Origin of the sequence: Phyllobacterium sp. (assembly GCF_037994405.1) — a bacterium.
In the GTDB taxonomy this organism is placed as follows: domain Bacteria; phylum Pseudomonadota; class Alphaproteobacteria; order Rhizobiales; family Rhizobiaceae; genus Phyllobacterium.
Window position 1 is genome coordinate 1 of the sequence record NZ_JBBNAN010000487.1, and the last position, 18,487, is coordinate 18,487.

The following is an 18,487-nucleotide window of genomic DNA, read 5'->3' on the forward strand; positions in this document are numbered from 1 at the left end:
GCTTCTTCGCCTGATCCACCAACGTGGTCTTCATGTCGAAGCGGTCGATGGCAGGCTTGAGCGCCCGCTCGACATCGTCCTTCGTCGTGCCCTCAGCCGCGGTAAAGGCGATGCGCATGAAGAAGCGGTTGGTCTGCCTGTCCCAGAACTGGTTGCTCTCAGCGATGTTGGCATCCATGCCGGCAAGTTCCGTTGTCACCGAGGCGACGATGCCGGGCTTGTCTTCGCAAGAGAGGGTCAGGACGTAATTCTTGTCTGGCATGGGAACTCCGGATGCGGGCGATCTGATCTTGCGCGATCATAGTGAGCGGTGTTGAAGAGCGTCGATACAAATGCGAAGCGCTCAGTCCTTTTTCCGGCATCTGCCGCCGCGTCAAATGATCTTTCTTCACCAGGCGATGCGTTTTCGCCTCAGCCCTCCGGTTTGGTTCCATACCAGCGCGGCGTATAGACCCACTTACCGCCATCGGCGCGATCAAAACTGCGCGTGAGGGATGAGCCGACGATGATCACCGTCCGCATGTCGACCTGTTCCGGTGTCAGTTCCGCGAGGGGGATGACCCGCAGGCTTTCGCCTGGCCTGCCTATATCCCGGCCGAGGACAATCGGCGTTTCGGGGCTGCGATGCTGACGCAGGATGTCGATGGCGCGCGGCAATTGCCACGGGCGTGGCTTTGAGATCGGATTGTAGAAGGCCATGGCGAAATCGGCTTCTGCCGCCAGCGCAATGCGCTTTTCGATAATGTCCCACGGCTTCAGATTGTCGGAAAGCGACAGGATGCAGAAATCGTGGCCAAGCGGGGCTCCGCTGCGGCCAGCTGCCGCGAGGGCAGCGGAGACGCCGGGAAGGATTTCGAGCTCCACATCGTGCCAGGCGGGATCGTCGGAGTCGTGCAGGGCCTCAACCACAGCTGCGGCCATGGCAAAAACGCCGGGATCGCCGGAAGAAATCATAGTGACCGATCGACCCGTTGCGGCCAGCTCGAAGGCATGACGTGCTCGCTGCATTTCCTCGCGGTTATCGGTCATGTGCACGGTCTGGTCGGAGCGGAACGGCCCGGCCATGCGCACATAGGATTCGTAGCCGAGAATGTCTTCGGCTCGCAGCAATTCTTTTCTGACGGCAGGAATCATGAAATCGGGATCGCCGGGTCCAAGGCCAATGACTGCGAGCCTGCCCCGCTTGTGTCCGGCAAAGCGGACATCCTTCGAGGCAGCGGCGTTGATGGTCGCCTCTGCCCTCGGCTGGAAAATCAGCTCGCCCGCTTGCGGTGTCGCATCGGAGGTCGTCACGCGGATGAGGAGTTCGCCATTGTCGTCCAAAGGCAACCGCGCATCCCGAAGCCAAGGCGCTTCTCCCTCGACCCTGACCGTCTTGCCTGCGAGCAGATCGGCGATAAAGGTCTTAGCATCCTCGGGATTCTTCAACCGATACTCCGCCGGCGGATTGAGCAGGCAGGTGCCGAAGCGCAGTTCGCCCGACGTTGTTATCGCTGGGGAGACGTCGAGAATTTGGGCAATTTGCCGGGCAAGGACATTGACGCCCGTTGTGCCGCCCAAAAGTGGAACCACGGCACTGCCATCATCGGCTACGGCAAGCACTGGCGGTTCTGCGCTCTTGTTGTCGAGCACAGGAGCCAAAGAACGAATGGTGATGCCAGCGGCGCAAAGTGCAATAATAGCGTCTCCGCCCTGGTAGCGCTCGCGGATCGTTTGACCGAAATTGCTGAAACCGACGTCAGCACCTTCGACGCGGCCGTTGAGCCCAAAAATGGTCGCGTCGGGTAGACTTGCCTTGATGCGCTGCGCGGTTTTTATACCGAGCGCCGAAAGGACCAGAATGGCTGTCATTCGCCGCCGCCTTGCCATTTCTCACCCGGCACCAGAATAAGCGAGAAATACGGCGAAGAATCGGGATCGACCTCGGCCAGGGGAACGATCCGCTGCGCATCCATTGTTGCGCGTTCGACATAAAGCGCCCGGTTCATCAGACCAAGCTCCTCGATCACGCCGCGCACCTTTGCAAGGTTCTTGCCGAGCTTCATGATGGCCGCGGCTTCAGTGGCCGCGAGCCTTGTTTTCAAATCTTCGGCAGGCAGAACTCCAGATAGAACCGTCAGCGTCTGATTACGATAGACGAGCGGCGCCCCAAGCACCGCTGCACCACCTAGGATGGAGCAGACGCCCGGCACAACTTCAGTTTCATACTCTTCGGCGAGCCGATCATGGATATACATGAAGGAGCCGTAGAAGAACGGATCACCTTCGGCGATAACCGCGACGTCCTTACCCGCATCAAGATGGGTCCGGAGGATATCGGTGATCTGGCCATAGAAATCGCTGACAATCGCCTCATAATTCATGTGTGGGGGTAATATCTCAGTCGTCACCGGGTAGATGAGGGGTACCAGGAGCTGATTATCGTCGAGGTAGCGCTCGACAATGGCCAGCGCATTTCCCTTCTTGCCCCTGGCAGCATGATAGGCGACGACGGGCGCAGCCTGCAGCAATCGCAACGCCTTCAACGTGATGAGTTCGGGATCGCCGGGGCCAACGCCCAGTCCGAAAAGCCGTCCTGGCTGCGGCATTATTCTTTCTCCGAAGCTAGGGCGTTGATTGCGGCCGCAGCCATGGCACTGCCGCCGCGGCGTCCATGCACGACGACAAAGGGAATGCCTCGACTGTTCTCAGCAAGCGCGGCCTTGGACTCCATTGCGCCGACAAAGCCGACTGGAAAGCCGAGAATGAGCGCGGGCTTTGGGGCACCGTCATCGATCATTTCGAGGAGACGGAACAGCGCCGTCGGGGCATTGCCAAATGCGACAACCGCACCCTGCAGATGCGGACGCCATAGTTCGAGTGCTGCGGCCGAGCGCGTATTGCCCATGCCGCGCGCCAATGCCGCCACCGACGGATCGCTCAACGTACAGATCACCTCATTATTGGCGGGCAGGCGGGCCCTTGTCACGCCTTCCGCAACCATGCGGGCGTCGCAAAGAATCGGTGCACCGTTCAGCAACGCGTTGCGGCCCGCAATACCTGCACCGTTCGAAAATGCCAGATCCTGGACAACATCTACCATGCCGCAGGCATGGGCGACGCGCACGGCGAGTTTCTCAAGATCTGCCGGAATGCGGCTGAGATCAGCTTCAGAACGAATGATTGCGAAGGAGCGATCATAGATCGCCTGTCCGTCGCGAATATAGTCAAGCATGCAGTGGCCCCCCGGAGCCGGAATTTTCGCCGATCAGCGCGGCAGCTTCCTCGATAGTGACATTGGCCGCCAATAGCTTGCCAAAACGCGACGGTCCATTGGTCGCGCGCAGAAAGATGTCATAATGTCCTGGATCGGTTGCAACCAGAGTGATTGGCTTGGCAGATGGCGAGGCGCAGGATTTGCTGCATCCGCTCATGTGTATCTGCGGTACGAGGGTCTTTTCGCGCAATAATGCAGCGAGTTTCAACCCGTCTTCCCGAGTAGCTGCAAGCGCTGAACCGCATCCCGCTGAACCGGAGCAACTGATCATTGTCGCAAGAGGCTGCTGTGGATCGACGGTCAGACCAAGCGATTCGAGGTCGGCACGGGCGCGCTTCGCAGTTTCAGTTGAAACTTCGGGCAAGAAAATGCTCTGCCACGGAGTCATGCGTAGCTTGCCGTTGCTGTGTCTGTCGGCGAGGTCGGCGAGAGATCGCAACATATCCGGATTCAACCGGCCAAGCGGAGGCATGGCACCCACAAGCCAGCTTGACCCATCGCCATCGGGTTGGATGCCAAGATGTCCATTCCGTTGCGGCAGGGTCCTTCGCCAATCTGCAAGGTCTTCGCTTCGAACACGATGATCCAGGCGCTGTTCAACGCGTCTGACAAGGCTATCGGTGCCGATATCAGCAATCATATGGCGCAGGCGTGATGCTGTCGGGTGATGCCGGTTCCAGTCGATGAAAAGATCAAGAAGGGTGGTGATGAGATCAAATGCCTTTTCAGCATCGACGCTGCCGAGCGCTGGCTGATCATCGATCTTCGTTGGCGGTACACCGGCAACGCCAAATGCGTACCGGGTCGACGGGTCATCCGGGTTGATGGGGCTCAACCAGAGATCATGCGGATGCTCAACCATGGCAAGGCTTTCGCCGCCATCGACGAGCACGCAGAACTTTGGCGACAGGGTTTGATACGTGGCATTGGTCTGCAACGCTGCCAGGAGGCGCAGGGAAAGAGGTCTAACATCGATCTTGCTCTTGTTAAGACCGGCGATCGGGCTGATCATGACGTTGCGAACATCGTCGCCTCTGTCGGTAAGCGGACCAAGGCCAACCATCAACAACGCATCAATCAATGAACTCTCGGTTTCCGGACGAACACCACGAATCTGCAGGTTGGCTCGATTGGTGATCTCGATGATGCCGTTGCCGAAACGTCTTGCTGCATCCGCCACGCTTCTGGCTTGATCGGTGTTGAGGTCGCCAAAGGTCAGCTTGACACGGCAGATCGATCCATCGAGCGCCTTCGCCATGCGAAACAGCCCCGGACAGGCGGAACGCCGGTCTTCGACAGTTGGTGGCAATGCAAGTCCGGACAATTGATCCATGGTATTGATGGTTCTACAGGATGGCTCGGGTGGTGCCAACCTTTCTGATAGTGACTGGCTTCGTTGACCGAGCGGATGCTTTCGGGCATGCATAACCGCAATAATTCATTGGAATGCATAATGACGCAGTGGTTGACAATCGTCGGGATTGGCGAAGACGGATATGGCGGGCTTGGCCAGAACGCCCGGGAAGCACTGGATAGGGCTGTAACCGTCTTTGGTGGCAAACGACACCTTGAATTGTTGCCGGCAGCGGTAGCAGCCAAACGCATCGCCTGGCCGACGCCGTTTTCCGACGCGTATCGCATGTTGCATGCCCTGCGCGGGCAACCCGTTGTTGTGCTCGCCAGTGGCGACCCGATGCATTTCGGCATGGGTGCGACGCTGATGCGCTTCATCGAGCGCGATGAGATGTCCATCCTTTCCGCGCCATCATCGTTTTCTCTCGCCGCTGCTGCAATGGGCTGGCCGATCCAGGATGTACAACTCCTGAGCGTTCATGGCAGGCCTATGGAAACCCTGTTCAAAGCATTCGCACCCGGCGCAAAGCTGCTCATTCTCAGCAATGACGGCTATACCCCGGCGCAGGTGGCGCGAATGTTAAGCCAGAGCGGATATCAGTCGGCACACTTGACCGTGCTTGAGCACATGGGCGGCGATGCTGAGCGACGTATCGAGGGCGTTTCGGGTGGTTGGAATCATCCACACTGTGCTGATCTCAATGTGCTGGCCGTGGATTGCGGCGTGCCGGCGCCATCTGCTCGCGCCTATTCGTTACTGGCTGGACTGCCGGACGAGGCTTTCGAAAATGACGGGCAATTGACCAAGCGGGACATTCGTGCCGTCACACTCGCACACCTCGCGCCGCTTCCGGGCGAACTCTTGTGGGATGTCGGGGCAGGCTGCGGGTCGATCGGGATCGAGTGGATGCGCGCGCATCCAGCATGCCGGGCTATCGCTATCGAGGCCAACGAAAATCGTCAGGAACTGATCCGGCATAACAGTGATACGCTCGGTGTGCCGGATCTCCAGGTTGTCGGCGGCGAAGCGCCTGCTGCGCTAACCGGCCTTGCGGTACCCGATGCAATTTTTATCGGAGGCGGCGTCTCGGATGGTCGCGTAATGCAAGCTTGTTGGGAAAACTTGAAACCCGGCGGCCGGCTGGTGGCCAATGCGGTGACGATCCAGAGTGAGATGGCACTGGTCGGCTGGCGAGACACCTATGGCGGCGAACTCACTAAACTCAGCGTCTCGCATGCGCAGCCGCTTGGAAGCTTTGATACCTGGCGCACCGGTCTGCCGGTCACGATCTATGCGGTTCGCAAACCGGTTTGAACCGAGACAGGATGGAGACAGGTTTGTGGCGTCTAAGGACGGCGGGAGATTGCAATCTTATGCGAATTCATATTCAAACGGCATATGAACCCCGCCTGCCGGTGGTTATCGCTGTCCTGAATTCCCATTTTTGATGCAATCAGGGAGTCTCAAGCAGGAAACACGTATGGCAACCTATAAATACTTCACTTGGCCGTTTCTTTTTACATTTGTCGGACTGGCACTCGGCGCATGGATAGGTTTCATTTACTCCGGATCAATGCAGGGTGCACTTTCGGTCCTGTTCATTTGCGCAGTCCTCGGCATTCTGGAAATCTCGCTTTCCTTCGATAACGCGATCGTAAATGCCAAAATTTTGCGCGATATGACGCCAGTCTGGCAGCAACGCTTCCTTACGTGGGGTATAATTATCGCCGTATTCGGAATGCGCATCGTCTTTCCACTGGCGATCGTCGCAGTTGCCGCGTGGATCGACCCCTTCTCAGCGTTGCGGCTCGCAATATCCAATCCTGAGGAATATGCGCGCATCATGCAGGAAGCCCATGTGGGCATTTCTGCATTTGGCGGTACGTTCCTCTTGATGGTGGGTCTCAAATTCTTCTTCGATCATGAGAAGGATGTGCATTGGATTCGTATGGTTGAAAGCCATGCGTCACGTTTCGCCTCGGTCCAGGGCATTGAGGTCGCCGCAGTGCTGATCTTGATCATTTTCTTCTCGCAACAGCTCGAAGGCGAGGAATCAGTCACGTTCCTCACTTCGGCCATCTACGGGCTTCTGACTTTCCTTATTGTGGAGGGCCTCGGCGCTGTGCTCGATGCGACGCAGGAGCAGATGGATACCGTGCATAAGGGCGGGCTTGGTGCATTCCTTTACTTGGAAATGCTGGACGCGAGTTTCTCGTTCGATGGTGTCATCGGCGCTTTCGCGCTCTCGACCAATCTGTTCGTGATCGCCATTGGCCTTGGCATAGGTGCCTTCTATGTGCGTGCGCTCACCATCATGATGGTGGACAAGGAAACACTTGGTCAGTACCGCTACCTCGAACATGGTGCTTTCTATGCGATCCTCGTTCTGGCCGTGATCATGTATTGCCAGACGCTGTTCCACATTCCGGAAGTGGTTACCGGCGTTATCGGTGCGGCCCTGATCTTCTTCTCGCTTTTTTCGTCAATCCGCTACCGCCGCCGACATCCGGAGGCACAGGAAGCTTGAGCGTTGCGGTTCTGACGAAACCGCTGCTGAAAGGAACGCTTGACCCGCTTGACCCGCCTGGAACGTGAACCACGTCCTAGGGTTGAAACTTCCTCGCTGAAAAGGAGAAATGTCTTATGGATCTCGATCCTCAGAACGCTTTTTCTGCGATCCAGACGGCTATTCGTCAGGCAAGCGCCCTTATCGTAACCTATTCGTTTTCGGTTCTCGGGGCGATTCTTCTGCTGCTGTTCGGATTTGCGGTCGCCGGCCTGGTTGAAAGATGGGTCTATGCCGGACTTGGACAGGTAGGTGGCTTCGACCTGACTTTGCGACGCTTCTTCTCGAAGATCGCGCGCTACGTTGTGCTTGGGCTCGTCGTGGTCATGGTGCTTGGCCAATTCGGCATCCAAACTGCTTCCGTGATTGCCGCCATCGGTGCCGTCGGCCTGGCAATTGGTCTGGCATTGCAGGGTACGCTGCAGAATATCGCTGCGGGGATCATGCTTCTCGCGCTGCGTCCGCTTCGTATCGGCGAATATGTGGAAGTGGGCACAATTGCCGGTACCGTCGAGGAGATTGGGCTCTTTGCGACGAGGCTGCGAGCTGCGGATGGCGTCTACGTGCTGGCTCCCAATTCGACGCTCTGGACGCAGCCGGTCAAGAATTTCACGCGAAACGGCGTGCGACGCAACGATATCACGATATTGATCCCAAATACCGGCAACATTGATGAAGTTCAAAAATCGCTGCTCGGGCTGGCCGAACGTGATGGGCGGGTCAAGAAGGAGCCGGCTCCCGCAGCCTTCGTGGCGGAGCTGGGTGACAGCACCGCGGCGCTAACCTTGCGCTACTGGACGTCCGTTAACGATTTCCATTCTGCCAAAACCGATCTTAACAAGAGTGTGAGGGTTACGCTCAATGTTGGGACCTGATCTTGCGGCCTGAAGCCGCGGCTCAGTCTAGAGTAGCGTCAAACTAAAGCACTGTGGCCGAATGTAGCATTGCACAATATTCATGCATGCGTAAAAATAATGCATGAAGGCCGCCTTATCCATCATGATCTTCGACGAAAACCGCATTCGCGCCTCTATTATTGAAGAGGGGCTGCGGGAGGCGGGGCATGATCGGGTGGTGGTGCTGCATGATATTGTCGGGCTCGCACGCCAGATCGAAGTGATCAGCCCGGATGTCATTGTCATCGATATCGAGACGCCAAATCGCGACATGCTGGAGCATTTGTTTCAGCTCACTCGTTCGGTGCGCAAACCTATCGCGATGTTTGTCGACCGCTCTGACAGTTCGTCCATTGAAGCGGCTGTGGAGGCGGGCGTTTCGGCCTATGTGGTCGATGGCCTGAAGAAAGAACGCGTAAAGCCCATTCTCGATATGGCGGTCAGCCGGTTCAAAGCGTTCAGCCGGCTCCAACAGGAACTGGCAGATGCCAAGAGCGCACTTGAGGAGCGGAAAATCATCGAGCGCGCCAAGGGGATTTTGATGAAATCCCGTAAACTATCCGAAGATGAAGCCTATGCGCTTTTGCGTCAGACAGCCATGAACGAGAAGAAGAAACTTGCCGACATTGCGCAAAGCGTCGTCATGGCCGCGGCAATTCTGGGAAGTTAGGAGCAATCATGAGTTTTATCCGAACCGGGATTGATCGCCGCGACGGGAACGGACTTGCCGCGCCAGCCGCAATACGGCGTGAAGGGACAAAGCTGGTTCGTGCAGGATTCATCCCGCTTGTAGATGCCTCGGTGCTGATTGCCGCTGCGGAGTTCGGCTTCGCTGCGCGCGAAGGCATTCAGCTTGAGCTGGTCAAGGATGTCTCCTGGGCCAATATCCGCGACCGGCTGGCGTTCCGCCAGTTCGATGTTGCACACATGCTTGCACCCATGCCGGTTGCCTCGGCGCTTGGACTTGGCTCCAACCCCTCGCCGGTGATCACACCGTTTTCCCTTGGCCGCGGCGGCAACGCCATTACGCTTTCTGTGCAGCTTTATCGTAGGATGCAAACTACGGCGGGTTTGACCGGCTGCGAGAACGCGCTGGCCAATGCAAGAGCGCTCAAGCTGGTGATTGAAGACATGCGAGAAAAGGGCGAGGCTTTGCCAGTGCTGGGCATGACCTATCCATTTTCGTCGCACAACTACGAATTGCGTTACTGGCTCGCAGCCGGCGGCATTCATCCGGATCAAGATGTGAAGCTTGTTGTCGTACCACCGCCGATGACTTCGGATGCTTTGTCCGCAGGCGTGATCGACGGCTTTTGCGTGGGTGCGCCGTGGAATATGGTGGCAGTAGCGCGGGACGTTGGCCGGATTGTCGCCGTCAAAGAAGATGTCTGGCCTTCCAGCCCGGAGAAAGTCGTTGGAACAAGGCCTGAATGGGCGGCAAAAAATCCGGAAACCCTGTCGCGCCTGATCGTTGCGCTCGATCGCGCGGCGGCCTGGTGCGATATCTCCGATAACAGGCACGAACTGGCACACGTCCTTGCCGGGCCGCGGTATCTGGATGCGCCGTTCGAAATCGTTCACCGGGTGTTGCTGGGAAAATTCACGATCGATCCAGATGGAACCGAGCGGACGGTCCCTGAATATTTTTCCTTCCATCGTGACGCCGCCAACTTTCCGTGGATCAGTCAGGCGCAATGGATTTTCAGTCAGATGGTGCGGTGGGGGCAGGCAGCCCATTCGCTGGAGACGTGCGAACAGGCGGCTTTGGCGTTTCGTCCAGACCTGTACCGCAACGCCCTGGGACCGCGCCCCGATATTCCGTCCGATGATCTGCGGATCGAGGGGATTGCGATGGATGACGGATTTATCGACGGCGCCGTATTCGACCCTCAGAATATTCCCGGCTATCTGGAGGGGTTCAATATCCAGACTTCGGATACGGGTTCTTCGGAGCAAGGTGATATTTGAGGCGGCATAAATTTTGTGCCGTGCACAATAAATTTGCATGGATTGAGTGCCATTGCACAAATCGCTCGCTTTGGATTCCTCACCAGGCTGTTGAGCCTATGGGACGATTCAGATAAATAAGCAATCTATAACAATAGGTTATATTTTTATCGTCAAACTGGCACGTGGTTTGCATAACTAATTTTGTTCCGTCAATGACGACAGGAACCGCAGGCACCGGCATCGGGGTGCTTCAAAAGACATCGACGTCGCTTGGGCAAGTTCATTCCACTGGTTCATTTCCAGGAGTGTGCGGCACCCAGCGGCGTTTTTTTATGGCTGAGCCGGCTGGAAAGGCCGAAGCGTTTCAGGGGAAGTATGATGAAAGACGTTCTGTCGACTGGCATACCAGCAGGAGAGTCGCAGCGAGCCCTGTGGATATCAACAACTGCATTCACAATCTGTTTTGCTGTCTGGACGATCTTTTCGATCATCGGCATCCGTATCAAACAGGAACTCAATCTCAGCGAAGCGGAGTTTGGCCTTCTTGTCGGCATGCCGATCTTGACGGGGTCGGTCATCCGCGTCGTGCTCGGTGTGTGGACCAGCCGGTATGGCGGACGGGTTGTTTACACGGTAACGATGCTGGCCGCTGCGCTCGCTACGTTTCTCCTCGCCTACGCAAGAACCTATCCAGAAATGCTGATTGCCGGTCTCGGCGTCGGCATTGCGGGGGGGTCGTTTGCCGTTGGCGTCGCCTATGTGTCCCCCTTCTTTCCGCCGGACAAACAAGGCACCGCGCTTGGCATCTTCGGTGCTGGCAATGTTGGTGCCGCTGTCACCAAGTTTCTCGCCCCACTTGTCCTCGTTGCCTTCGGATGGCAAGCGGTCGCTGAAATATGGGCTGCTGCTCTTGTCGTTATGGCGACCGTTTTCTGGTTCTCGACGACCGACGATCCGGCGTTCCGCGAGCGCCTTCTTCGTAACGAGCAGCCAAAGAGCTTTCTTCATGAACTGGCGCCCCTGAAAGACCTTCGGGTCTGGCGTTTCTCCCTCTATTATTTCTTTGCCTTCGGGGGCTTCGTTGCCCTTGCGCTCTGGCTCCCGCGCTACCTCGTCGGCGTCTATGGATTTGGAATCGAAGCAGCGGGCATGCTCGCCGCAGCCTATTCGATCCCTGGCAGCATTTTCCGCGCTTATGGCGGTATCCTCTCCGACAAGATCGGCGCGCGCAAGGTTATGTATATGACACTTGCTGCCGGGGGCGTAGCCACCCTCATTCTCTCGCTGCCGGCCACACAAGCCTCGCTACCGGTGCCGCTTGCCATCACTCCAACTGTGTTCGTCACCGTGATCTTTGTCCTCGGCTTTTTCATGAGCCTCGGCAAGGCTGCGGTCTACAAGCATATCCCGGCCTACTACCCCAACAGTGTGGGCGCCGTCGGCGGTGTCGTCGGCATGGTAGGTGGGCTTGGCGGCTTCATCCTCCCGATCGCGTTTGGGTTGCTCAAGGACCTGACCGGCCTGTGGTCGAGCTGCTTCATGCTGCTCTTCCTGATCGTCGCGGTTGCGATGGTCTGGATGCACTTCTCCATCAGACAAATGCAACGGCGCGGCATTTCGGCAAATCCGACCAGCGCTTTGGCCTAATAATTGGAATGAAACCCATGACCCAGAAACTGATTGTCATCGGCAACGGCATGGCGCCGGGACGCGCCCTCGAACATCTGTTAGAACTCGCGCCCGATGCCTATGACGTGACGATTTTCAACGCAGAACCGCGTGTGAATTACGACCGGATCATGCTGTCGCCAGTGCTTTCCGGCGAGAAGGAATTCGAGGAAATCATCATCCATGGCGATGGCTGGTACATCAAGCACGGCATTACGCTCTATAAGGGTCATAAGATCGTCAATATCGACCGCGAGGCGAAGACCGTCACCTCGGACGCGGGAACGACTGAGCCTTATGACAAGCTCCTGATCGCCACCGGGTCAGTGCCGTTCATACTGCCCCTGCCAGGAAAGGATCTTCCCGGTGTTCTGACCTATCGCGATCTCGACGATGTCAACGCCATGCTGCTTGCCGCCCAGTCGCGGGCGAGGGCGATTGTCATTGGCGGCGGACTGCTCGGTCTCGAAGCAGCAGCGGGCCTCAAATCGCGCGGCATGGAGGTCACGGTCCTGCACGTCATGCCGACGCTGATGGAGCGTCAGCTTGACCCAGCAGCGGGCTATCTCCTGGAAAAGGCAGTCGAACAACGCGGCATCCGCGTCATGACGAAGGCCAATACCAAGGAAATCATCGGCAACGGCAAGGTGGAGGGAGTGCTGCTTGCCGATGGCACGATCATTCCGGCTGATCTGGTGGTCATGGCGGTCGGTATCCGTCCTAATGGCACCCTCGCCAAGGAAGCTGGCCTGGACATCAATCGCGGCATCCTCACTGACGCTGGGATGCGAACCTCCGACCCCGATATTTTTGCTATCGGCGAATGCGCGGAGGTTGGCGGGCAGTGCTACGGCCTTGTCGCGCCGCTTTATGAAATGGCGCGCGTGGTTGCAGCACAATTGTCGGGCGACAGCACCGCCGCCTTCGTCCATAGCGAGACACCCACCAAGCTCAAAGTCACTGGCATCAATCTGTTTTCGGTCGGAGACCTTGGTGAGGGCGATGACCGGCAGGAGATTGTACTGCGCGATGCGGCAGCGGGCGTCTACAAGCGTCTGGTCCTGAAGGACGACCGTATCATTGGAACGGTACTCTACGGCGAAACGTCCGATGGTGCATGGTTCCACGACCTCACCAAGAAGCGCACCGATATTTCGGAGATGCGCGATACCCTGATTTTCGGCCAATCCTATCAGGGAGGGTCCCCACTGGACCCTATGGCGGCCGTTGCAGCCTTGCCAGATGATGCAGAAATCTGCGGTTGCAACGGCGTTTGTAAGGGCAAGATAACTGGTGCAATTAGCGGAAAAGGTCTGACATCGCTGGATGATGTGCGTGCCCATACGAAGGCTTCTGCCTCCTGTGGAAGCTGTACCGGCCTTGTCGAACAGCTGCTGTCCCTGACGCTGGGCGATTCCTACAATCCTTCGGCCGTCACACCCATGTGCAGCTGTACGGATCTCGGCCACGATGATGTGCGCCGCCTGATCATGGCGAAGAAACTCAAGTCGATTCCGGCTGTGATGCAGGAGCTGGAATGGAAGACCTCTTGCGGCTGCGCCAAGTGCCGCCCGGCACTGAATTATTATCTCGTGGCGGACTGGCCGGATGAATATGCGGATGATTACCAATCGCGCTTCATCAACGAACGGGTCCACGCCAATATCCAGAAGGATGGGACTTATTCGGTTGTGCCGCGCATGTGGGGCGGCGTTACCAATTCGAAGGAACTGCGTGCCATTGCCGACGTGGTCGACAAATTCGATATTCCGGCCGTGAAGGTGACGGGTGGTCAGCGCATCGACATGCTGGGAATCAAGAAGGAGGACCTGCCGGCCGTCTGGGCAGATCTCGGCAAGGCCGGGTTCGTGTCCGGACAGGCCTATGCCAAGGGCCTGCGCACAGTGAAAACCTGCGTCGGAACAGACTGGTGCCGGTTTGGCACCCAGGATTCAACAGGACTTGGCATCCGCATCGAAAAATTCATGTGGGGGTCATGGACGCCCGCCAAGGTCAAGATGGCGGTCTCCGGTTGTCCGCGCAATTGCGCCGAAGCGACCTGCAAGGATGTTGGCATCATCTGCGTCGATTCCGGTTACGAGATCCACTTTGCCGGTGCCGCCGGTCTCGACATCAAGGGGACGGAGGTCCTCGGTCTGGTGAAAACCGAAGACGAGGCGCTGGAGCATGTCGTGGCGCTGACACAGATGTATCGCGAGCAGGGCCGTTATCTGGAGCGCATCTACAAATGGGCCAAACGCATTGGGCTCGATGAAATTCGCCGCCAGATCATGAGCGATGCGGAAAAGCGCAAGGCCTATTTCGACCGTTTTGTTTTCAGCCAGAAGTTCGCGCAGGTCGATCCCTGGTCGGAGCGTGTATCGGGCGTCGACAAACATGAATTCCAGCCCATGGCCACGATTGGTTACGCACAGGCAGCGGAGTGAAGTCACATGAATGACTGGACCCTTATTGGATCAATCAACGATATTCCCCGCCGCGGGGCGCGCTGCGTGATGACCCCTCAAGGCAAGATTGCAGTTTTTCGAACGATGGAAGACCAGATCTTTGCCATTGACGACCAGTGCCCGCACAAGGGTGGACCGCTGAGCCAGGGCATCGTGCATGGAGCAGCGGTTACCTGTCCGCTGCACAATTGGGTGATTTCGCTCGAAACCGGAAAGGCGCTCGGAGCCGACGAAGGAAGCGTCAAGACTGTTCCCATCAAGCTCGATGGTGACCATATCCTTGCCTTGCTCGAACGTGCTGCTGTTGCGGCGGAATAGAATGGAAAATAGCTCCTCCAAAAGCGTTCGCACCACCTGCCCTTATTGCGGGGTAGGCTGCGGCGTTCTCGCCACCAGGGAGGAGAGCGGAGCCATAGGCATCAAGGGTGACCCCCATCACCCCGCCAATTTCGGGCGTCTTTGCTCGAAAGGCTCCGCTCTTGGCGAGACCGTCGATCTGGAAGGAAGGCTGCTGGAACCACAGATCGATGGAAGGCCTGCAAGCTGGGATGCGGCGCTTGAGCTGGTGGCAGGCCGCTTTTCGGAGACGATCAGGGAGCATGGACCGGACAGTGTTGCATTCTACGTGTCCGGTCAGCTTCTGAGCGAGGATTATTACGTCGCCAACAAGCTGATGAAAGGCTTTATCGGTTCCGCCAATATCGATACCAATTCACGTCTGTGCATGTCTTCTTCTGTGGCCGGACACCGCCGTGCTTTTGGCTCCGATACCGTGCCCGGAACATATGAGGATCTGGAACTGGCCGACCTCATTGTATTGACAGGTTCCAATCTCGCCTGGTGCCACCCGGTGCTTTATCAGCGTATCGCAGCGGCCAAGGCCAAACGGCCGCACATGCGTGTCGTGCTCATCGATCCGCGCCGGACCATGACTGCGGATATCGCCGACATGCATCTGAAGATCAAACCGGACGGCGATACAGCACTGTTTGTTGGACTGCTTGGATTTCTCGCCGCGCAAGGCGCGGTAGACCAAGGCTATGTCAATCGATACACATCCGGTTTCGACGCGGCATTGGCAATAGCCAAAAGTCATGACCTGCGCAGCATTGCTGCCAGGACAGGGCTGGGCCCCGACGAACTGCGGGACTTCTTTATGCTATTCGCCCACACCGAACGGGTCGTAACGGTCTACAGTCAGGGTGTGAACCAGTCGGTCAGCGGCACTGACAAGGTCAATGCCATCATCAATTGCCATCTCGCGACGGGGCGCATTGGCCGCCCGGGAATGGGGCCGTTTTCGGTAACCGGTCAGCCCAATGCCATGGGAGGCCGCGAAGTTGGCGGGCTGGCCAACATGCTGGCGGCCCACATGCAACTAGAAGATGATGACCATCGAGAGCTGGTCCAGGATTTCTGGACGTCGCCAACAATCGCATCCAACCCTGGGTTGAAGGCTGTCGATCTCTTCACTGCGGTGCGAGAAGGTAAGGTCAAAGCACTGTGGATCATGGCAACCAATCCGGTTGATTCGATGCCGGAAGCGGACCTCGTGGTTGAAGCCCTAAAAATCTGCCCTTTTGTAGTCGTATCGGACATCAATACGCTGACCGATACGACCCGTTACGCGCATGTGCTTCTTCCGGCTGCCGCCTGGGGTGAAAAGGACGGCACAGTCACCAATTCCGAGCGGCGGATCAGCCGTCAGCGCCCGTTCTTGGCCATGGCGGGCAAGGCCAAGCCGGACTGGTGGATCATCAGTGAGGTGGCACGGCGCATGGGCTTTACGGCGGGTTTCGCCTATCAAAACCCGTCACAGATATTTGCCGAGCATGCGGCTCTCTCAGGATATCGGAATCGCGGCGGCCGCGATTTTGATATCAGTGCCCATGCCGCCATAACCGATGAGAGTTACGACGCGCTGTCGCCTTTTCAATGGCCGCAAAGCGGGAATGAGCCGAGTACTGACAGGCGATTCTTTGGAGAGGGTGACTTCTACACGGACGATCGTCGTGCACGCTTTGTTGCCGTGCGTCCCGCAGATGCCGAAGCAACCGATCCGCGCTATCCTTTCATTCTCAATTCCGGGCGAATCCGGGATCACTGGCATACGATGACGCGCACAGGAAAAAGCGCCCGCCTATCGGGGCATTTTGCTGAACCCTTTGTCGAGATACACCCGCTTGATGCTGCCGGGTACGGCATTGGCGATGCCAGCCTTGTCAGGCTGAAAAATATCAACGGCACGATAATCGTAAGGGCACTGCTGACAGACCGGCAAGCGCGAGGAAACGTCTTCGTGCCCATGCATTGGACCGGGCAGTTTGCCGGTAAGGCCCGCGTGGATACGCTGGTCACAGCCAACGTCGATCCAGTCTCCGGTCAGCCGGCGCTCAAAATGGCACAGGTCGCCATCAGCCCATTTCAGGCTCGCTGGTATGGTTTCGCGGTTACGCGCGAAAAGCCTGCTTCTGCCGAAGACTATTGGGCGCTCGCACGAACGAAAGGCGGTTTCCGGCTGGAATTGGCTAGCCACGAGGAGCCCAAGGACTGGAGCGCGCTCGCCCAACAGCTCTTCGGCATCGGCTCCGATGTCGCGCTGCTCGCCTATCACGATCTTCGGCAGGGCCAACACCGGATTGCGGCGTTCGAAGGGGAAAAATTGATTGGCGTGCTCTATGTGGCGCGTGAGCCGGTCACCGTCTCGCGCAGTTGGGCGAGTGAACAGCTCGTGCAGCAATTTGCCAATGCGCACCAGCGTTTCCAACTCCTGGCAGGAAGGCCGGGCAGGGACATGCCCGACAAAGGCGCAATCGTCTGCGCTTGCTTCTCGGTTGGGAAAAACGAAATTGCGGCGGCGGTCCGCGGTGGCTGCCATACCGTGGAAGGCATCGGTGAGGCGTTGAAGGCTGGAACAAATTGCGGCTCCTGCCGTGCGGAAATCAGAGGTGTTATCGATGCAAATATTGTCGAAGCAGCAGAGTAGTCCCGCACCGTCCAGCATTGGCAGCCTCGCAGTGCTGCCGGTTTTCTTTAACCTTCGCGGCAAATGTGCGCTCGTTGCAGGCGGAAGTGCGGCGGCGGCGTGGAAAGCCGAATTGCTTGCGGCTGCTGGCGCAGAGGTTCACGTACATGCGGAGGTGCTGAGCGAAGAAATGTCGGCGCTAACGGGAGGCTCGTTACTGGTTCATCATCCGTGTGACTGGAGCAAAGCTAGCTTCCAAGACGCGGCAATTGCCGTCGCCGATATGCCGACGGACGAACAGGCTTGCGACTTTCTAAATGCCGCTATCGAGGCGGGTGTTCCATGCAATGTGATCGACCGTCCCGCTTTCTGCCAGTTTCAGTTTGGTTCCATCGTCAACCGGTCGCCGGTGGTGATCGGCATCTCGACCGACGGAGCAGCACCTATTCTCGGCCAGGCAATCCGGCGGCGCGTCGAAGCACTTTTACCCGCTTCGCTTCCGAGTTGGGCGCATTTGGCGAAGGCAGTACGAAGTCAAATCGGTGATCTTTTGAGGCCGGGCCCGCAACGCCGTCGTTTTTGGGAAGAATTTGTCGATCGGGCCTTCTCGTCTGACCATGCGCCGGATGAAGTGTCGTTGCTGAATTCAGTCGGCGAGATCGCCGCGGCAAACCCTGCGAACGGATCAATTACTGAAATTGCGATCGGATCTGGCGACCCGGAATTGCTCACGTTGCGATCAGTCCGGGCGATGCAAATGGCCGACGTGATCCTCTTCGACAAGTCCGTCGCACCTGCGATCGTGCACCTTGGCCGTCGTGAAGCGGCAAAAATCTTTTTGGCAAGTGATCGGCAAGATCATGAAAGCGTGACAGAGAAACTGCGGGCGCAAGGAAAATCCATCGTTGTCCTGAAGAGTGGTGATCCCGACTGGATTCGAACCAGTGGCCTACAGATTAGGAAACTTACTTTGCGATAACAAAATCAACTTCTTATATCGCCATGTCGCATCTATGTCGCAGTTAGCTCAAAAGTGCTTGCTCAGCGGCAGCCAATTCTTCCCCATCATCATTGCGTGGAAAAAGGTGCCCGTAGGTGTCCATCGTCAACGTTATTGACGAATGCCCGAGCCTCTCCTGAACCATTTTGGGGGGTAGAGCCAGCCCGCCATCTTCCCGGCGGTTGATGCACCAAGATGCATAGAAATGCCGAATTGCATGAAAGCCGGTGTACTTGTAGCCCGACGCATCCGGCTCTGGCCCCTGAGGGCATTCCATCAAGTATCGCAGTCGCTTGCGGGCTATCTTCGCCGCGAATTCGCGGATGATGATGCCACGTTCTACAATGACGGGAAGCGCGGCCAG

General features: G+C 57.4%; 15 protein-coding genes and 1 pseudogene. 10 read left to right on the forward strand and 6 right to left on the reverse strand.

The window, feature by feature from the left end; translation table 11 throughout:
• The 5 genes from AAAC48_RS26945 to cobG all read right to left on the reverse strand — a co-directional run.
• Positions 1 to 262, reverse strand: a 262-nt coding sequence (locus AAAC48_RS26945) for an ACT domain-containing protein (RefSeq protein ID WP_340657139.1), incomplete at its 3' end; no start/stop codon positions are given.
• Between the two features lie 149 nt (positions 263 to 411).
• A complete protein-coding gene (cobJ, locus tag AAAC48_RS26950; RefSeq protein ID WP_340657140.1) occupies positions 412 to 1,869 on the reverse strand; it encodes a precorrin-3B C(17)-methyltransferase in 1,458 nt (485 codons plus the stop codon).
• Positions 1,848 to 2,588, reverse strand: a complete 741-nt coding sequence (locus AAAC48_RS26955) for a precorrin-2 C(20)-methyltransferase (protein WP_340657141.1) — start codon at positions 2,586 to 2,588, stop codon at positions 1,848 to 1,850. The genes cobJ and AAAC48_RS26955 overlap by 22 nt, the downstream gene beginning before the upstream one ends.
• Complete coding sequence (locus AAAC48_RS26960; RefSeq protein WP_340657142.1) at positions 2,588 to 3,214, reverse strand: precorrin-8X methylmutase; 627 nt, start codon at positions 3,212 to 3,214, stop codon at positions 2,588 to 2,590. The genes AAAC48_RS26955 and AAAC48_RS26960 overlap by 1 nt, the downstream gene beginning before the upstream one ends.
• Complete coding sequence (gene cobG, locus AAAC48_RS26965; protein WP_340657143.1) at positions 3,207 to 4,589, reverse strand: precorrin-3B synthase; 1,383 nt, start codon at positions 4,587 to 4,589, stop codon at positions 3,207 to 3,209. Before cobG ends, AAAC48_RS26960 begins: the two co-directional genes overlap by 8 nt.
• Positions 4,590 to 4,709: 120 nt before the next feature.
• Between cobG and cbiE the strand changes: the two genes are divergently transcribed.
• The 10 genes from cbiE (at position 4,710) to AAAC48_RS27015 (ending at position 18,102) form a co-directional block, all read left to right on the forward strand.
• On the forward strand, positions 4,710 to 5,924 hold the full coding sequence (gene cbiE, locus AAAC48_RS26970; RefSeq protein WP_340657144.1) for a precorrin-6y C5,15-methyltransferase (decarboxylating) subunit CbiE: 1,215 nt from the start codon (positions 4,710 to 4,712) through the stop codon (positions 5,922 to 5,924).
• A 166-nt stretch (positions 5,925 to 6,090) separates the two neighbouring features.
• Positions 6,091 to 7,137, forward strand: a complete 1,047-nt coding sequence (locus AAAC48_RS26975) for a DUF475 domain-containing protein (RefSeq protein ID WP_340657145.1) — start codon at positions 6,091 to 6,093, stop codon at positions 7,135 to 7,137.
• A 116-nt stretch (positions 7,138 to 7,253) separates the two neighbouring features.
• Positions 7,254 to 8,051: a mechanosensitive ion channel domain-containing protein gene (locus AAAC48_RS26980; RefSeq protein WP_340657146.1), complete on the forward strand. Its 798-nt coding sequence runs from the start codon at positions 7,254 to 7,256 to the stop codon at positions 8,049 to 8,051.
• Between the two features lie 103 nt (positions 8,052 to 8,154).
• A complete protein-coding gene (locus AAAC48_RS26985) occupies positions 8,155 to 8,742 on the forward strand; it encodes an ANTAR domain-containing response regulator (RefSeq protein WP_340657147.1) in 588 nt (195 codons plus the stop codon).
• 8 nt (positions 8,743 to 8,750) lie between these two features.
• Positions 8,751 to 10,040 (forward strand): CmpA/NrtA family ABC transporter substrate-binding protein, encoded by a 1,290-nt coding sequence (locus AAAC48_RS26990; RefSeq protein ID WP_340657148.1) that lies wholly within the window; start codon positions 8,751 to 8,753, stop codon positions 10,038 to 10,040.
• 357 nt (positions 10,041 to 10,397) lie between these two features.
• The gene (locus AAAC48_RS26995; RefSeq protein ID WP_340657149.1) at positions 10,398 to 11,669 is read left to right on the forward strand and encodes a nitrate/nitrite transporter; all 1,272 of its coding nucleotides are present in this window, start codon (positions 10,398 to 10,400) and stop codon (positions 11,667 to 11,669) included.
• 17 nt (positions 11,670 to 11,686) lie between these two features.
• Positions 11,687 to 14,137, forward strand: a complete 2,451-nt coding sequence (gene nirB, locus AAAC48_RS27000) for a nitrite reductase large subunit NirB (protein WP_340657150.1) — start codon at positions 11,687 to 11,689, stop codon at positions 14,135 to 14,137.
• A 6-nt stretch (positions 14,138 to 14,143) separates the two neighbouring features.
• Positions 14,144 to 14,476: a nitrite reductase small subunit NirD gene (nirD, locus tag AAAC48_RS27005; RefSeq protein WP_340657151.1), complete on the forward strand. Its 333-nt coding sequence runs from the start codon at positions 14,144 to 14,146 to the stop codon at positions 14,474 to 14,476.
• 1 nt (position 14,477) lies between these two features.
• Entirely contained in the window at positions 14,478 to 17,144 is a 2,667-nt protein-coding gene (locus AAAC48_RS27010) for a molybdopterin-dependent oxidoreductase (protein ID WP_340657152.1), read from the forward strand.
• A complete protein-coding gene (locus tag AAAC48_RS27015) occupies positions 17,116 to 18,102 on the forward strand; it encodes an NAD(P)-dependent oxidoreductase (protein ID WP_340657153.1) in 987 nt (328 codons plus the stop codon). The genes AAAC48_RS27010 and AAAC48_RS27015 overlap by 29 nt, the downstream gene beginning before the upstream one ends.
• 43 nt (positions 18,103 to 18,145) lie before the next feature.
• Here AAAC48_RS27015 and AAAC48_RS27020 read toward each other — a convergent pair.
• Positions 18,146 to 18,487: pseudogene (locus tag AAAC48_RS27020) on the reverse strand (hypothetical protein); the annotation flags it as partial.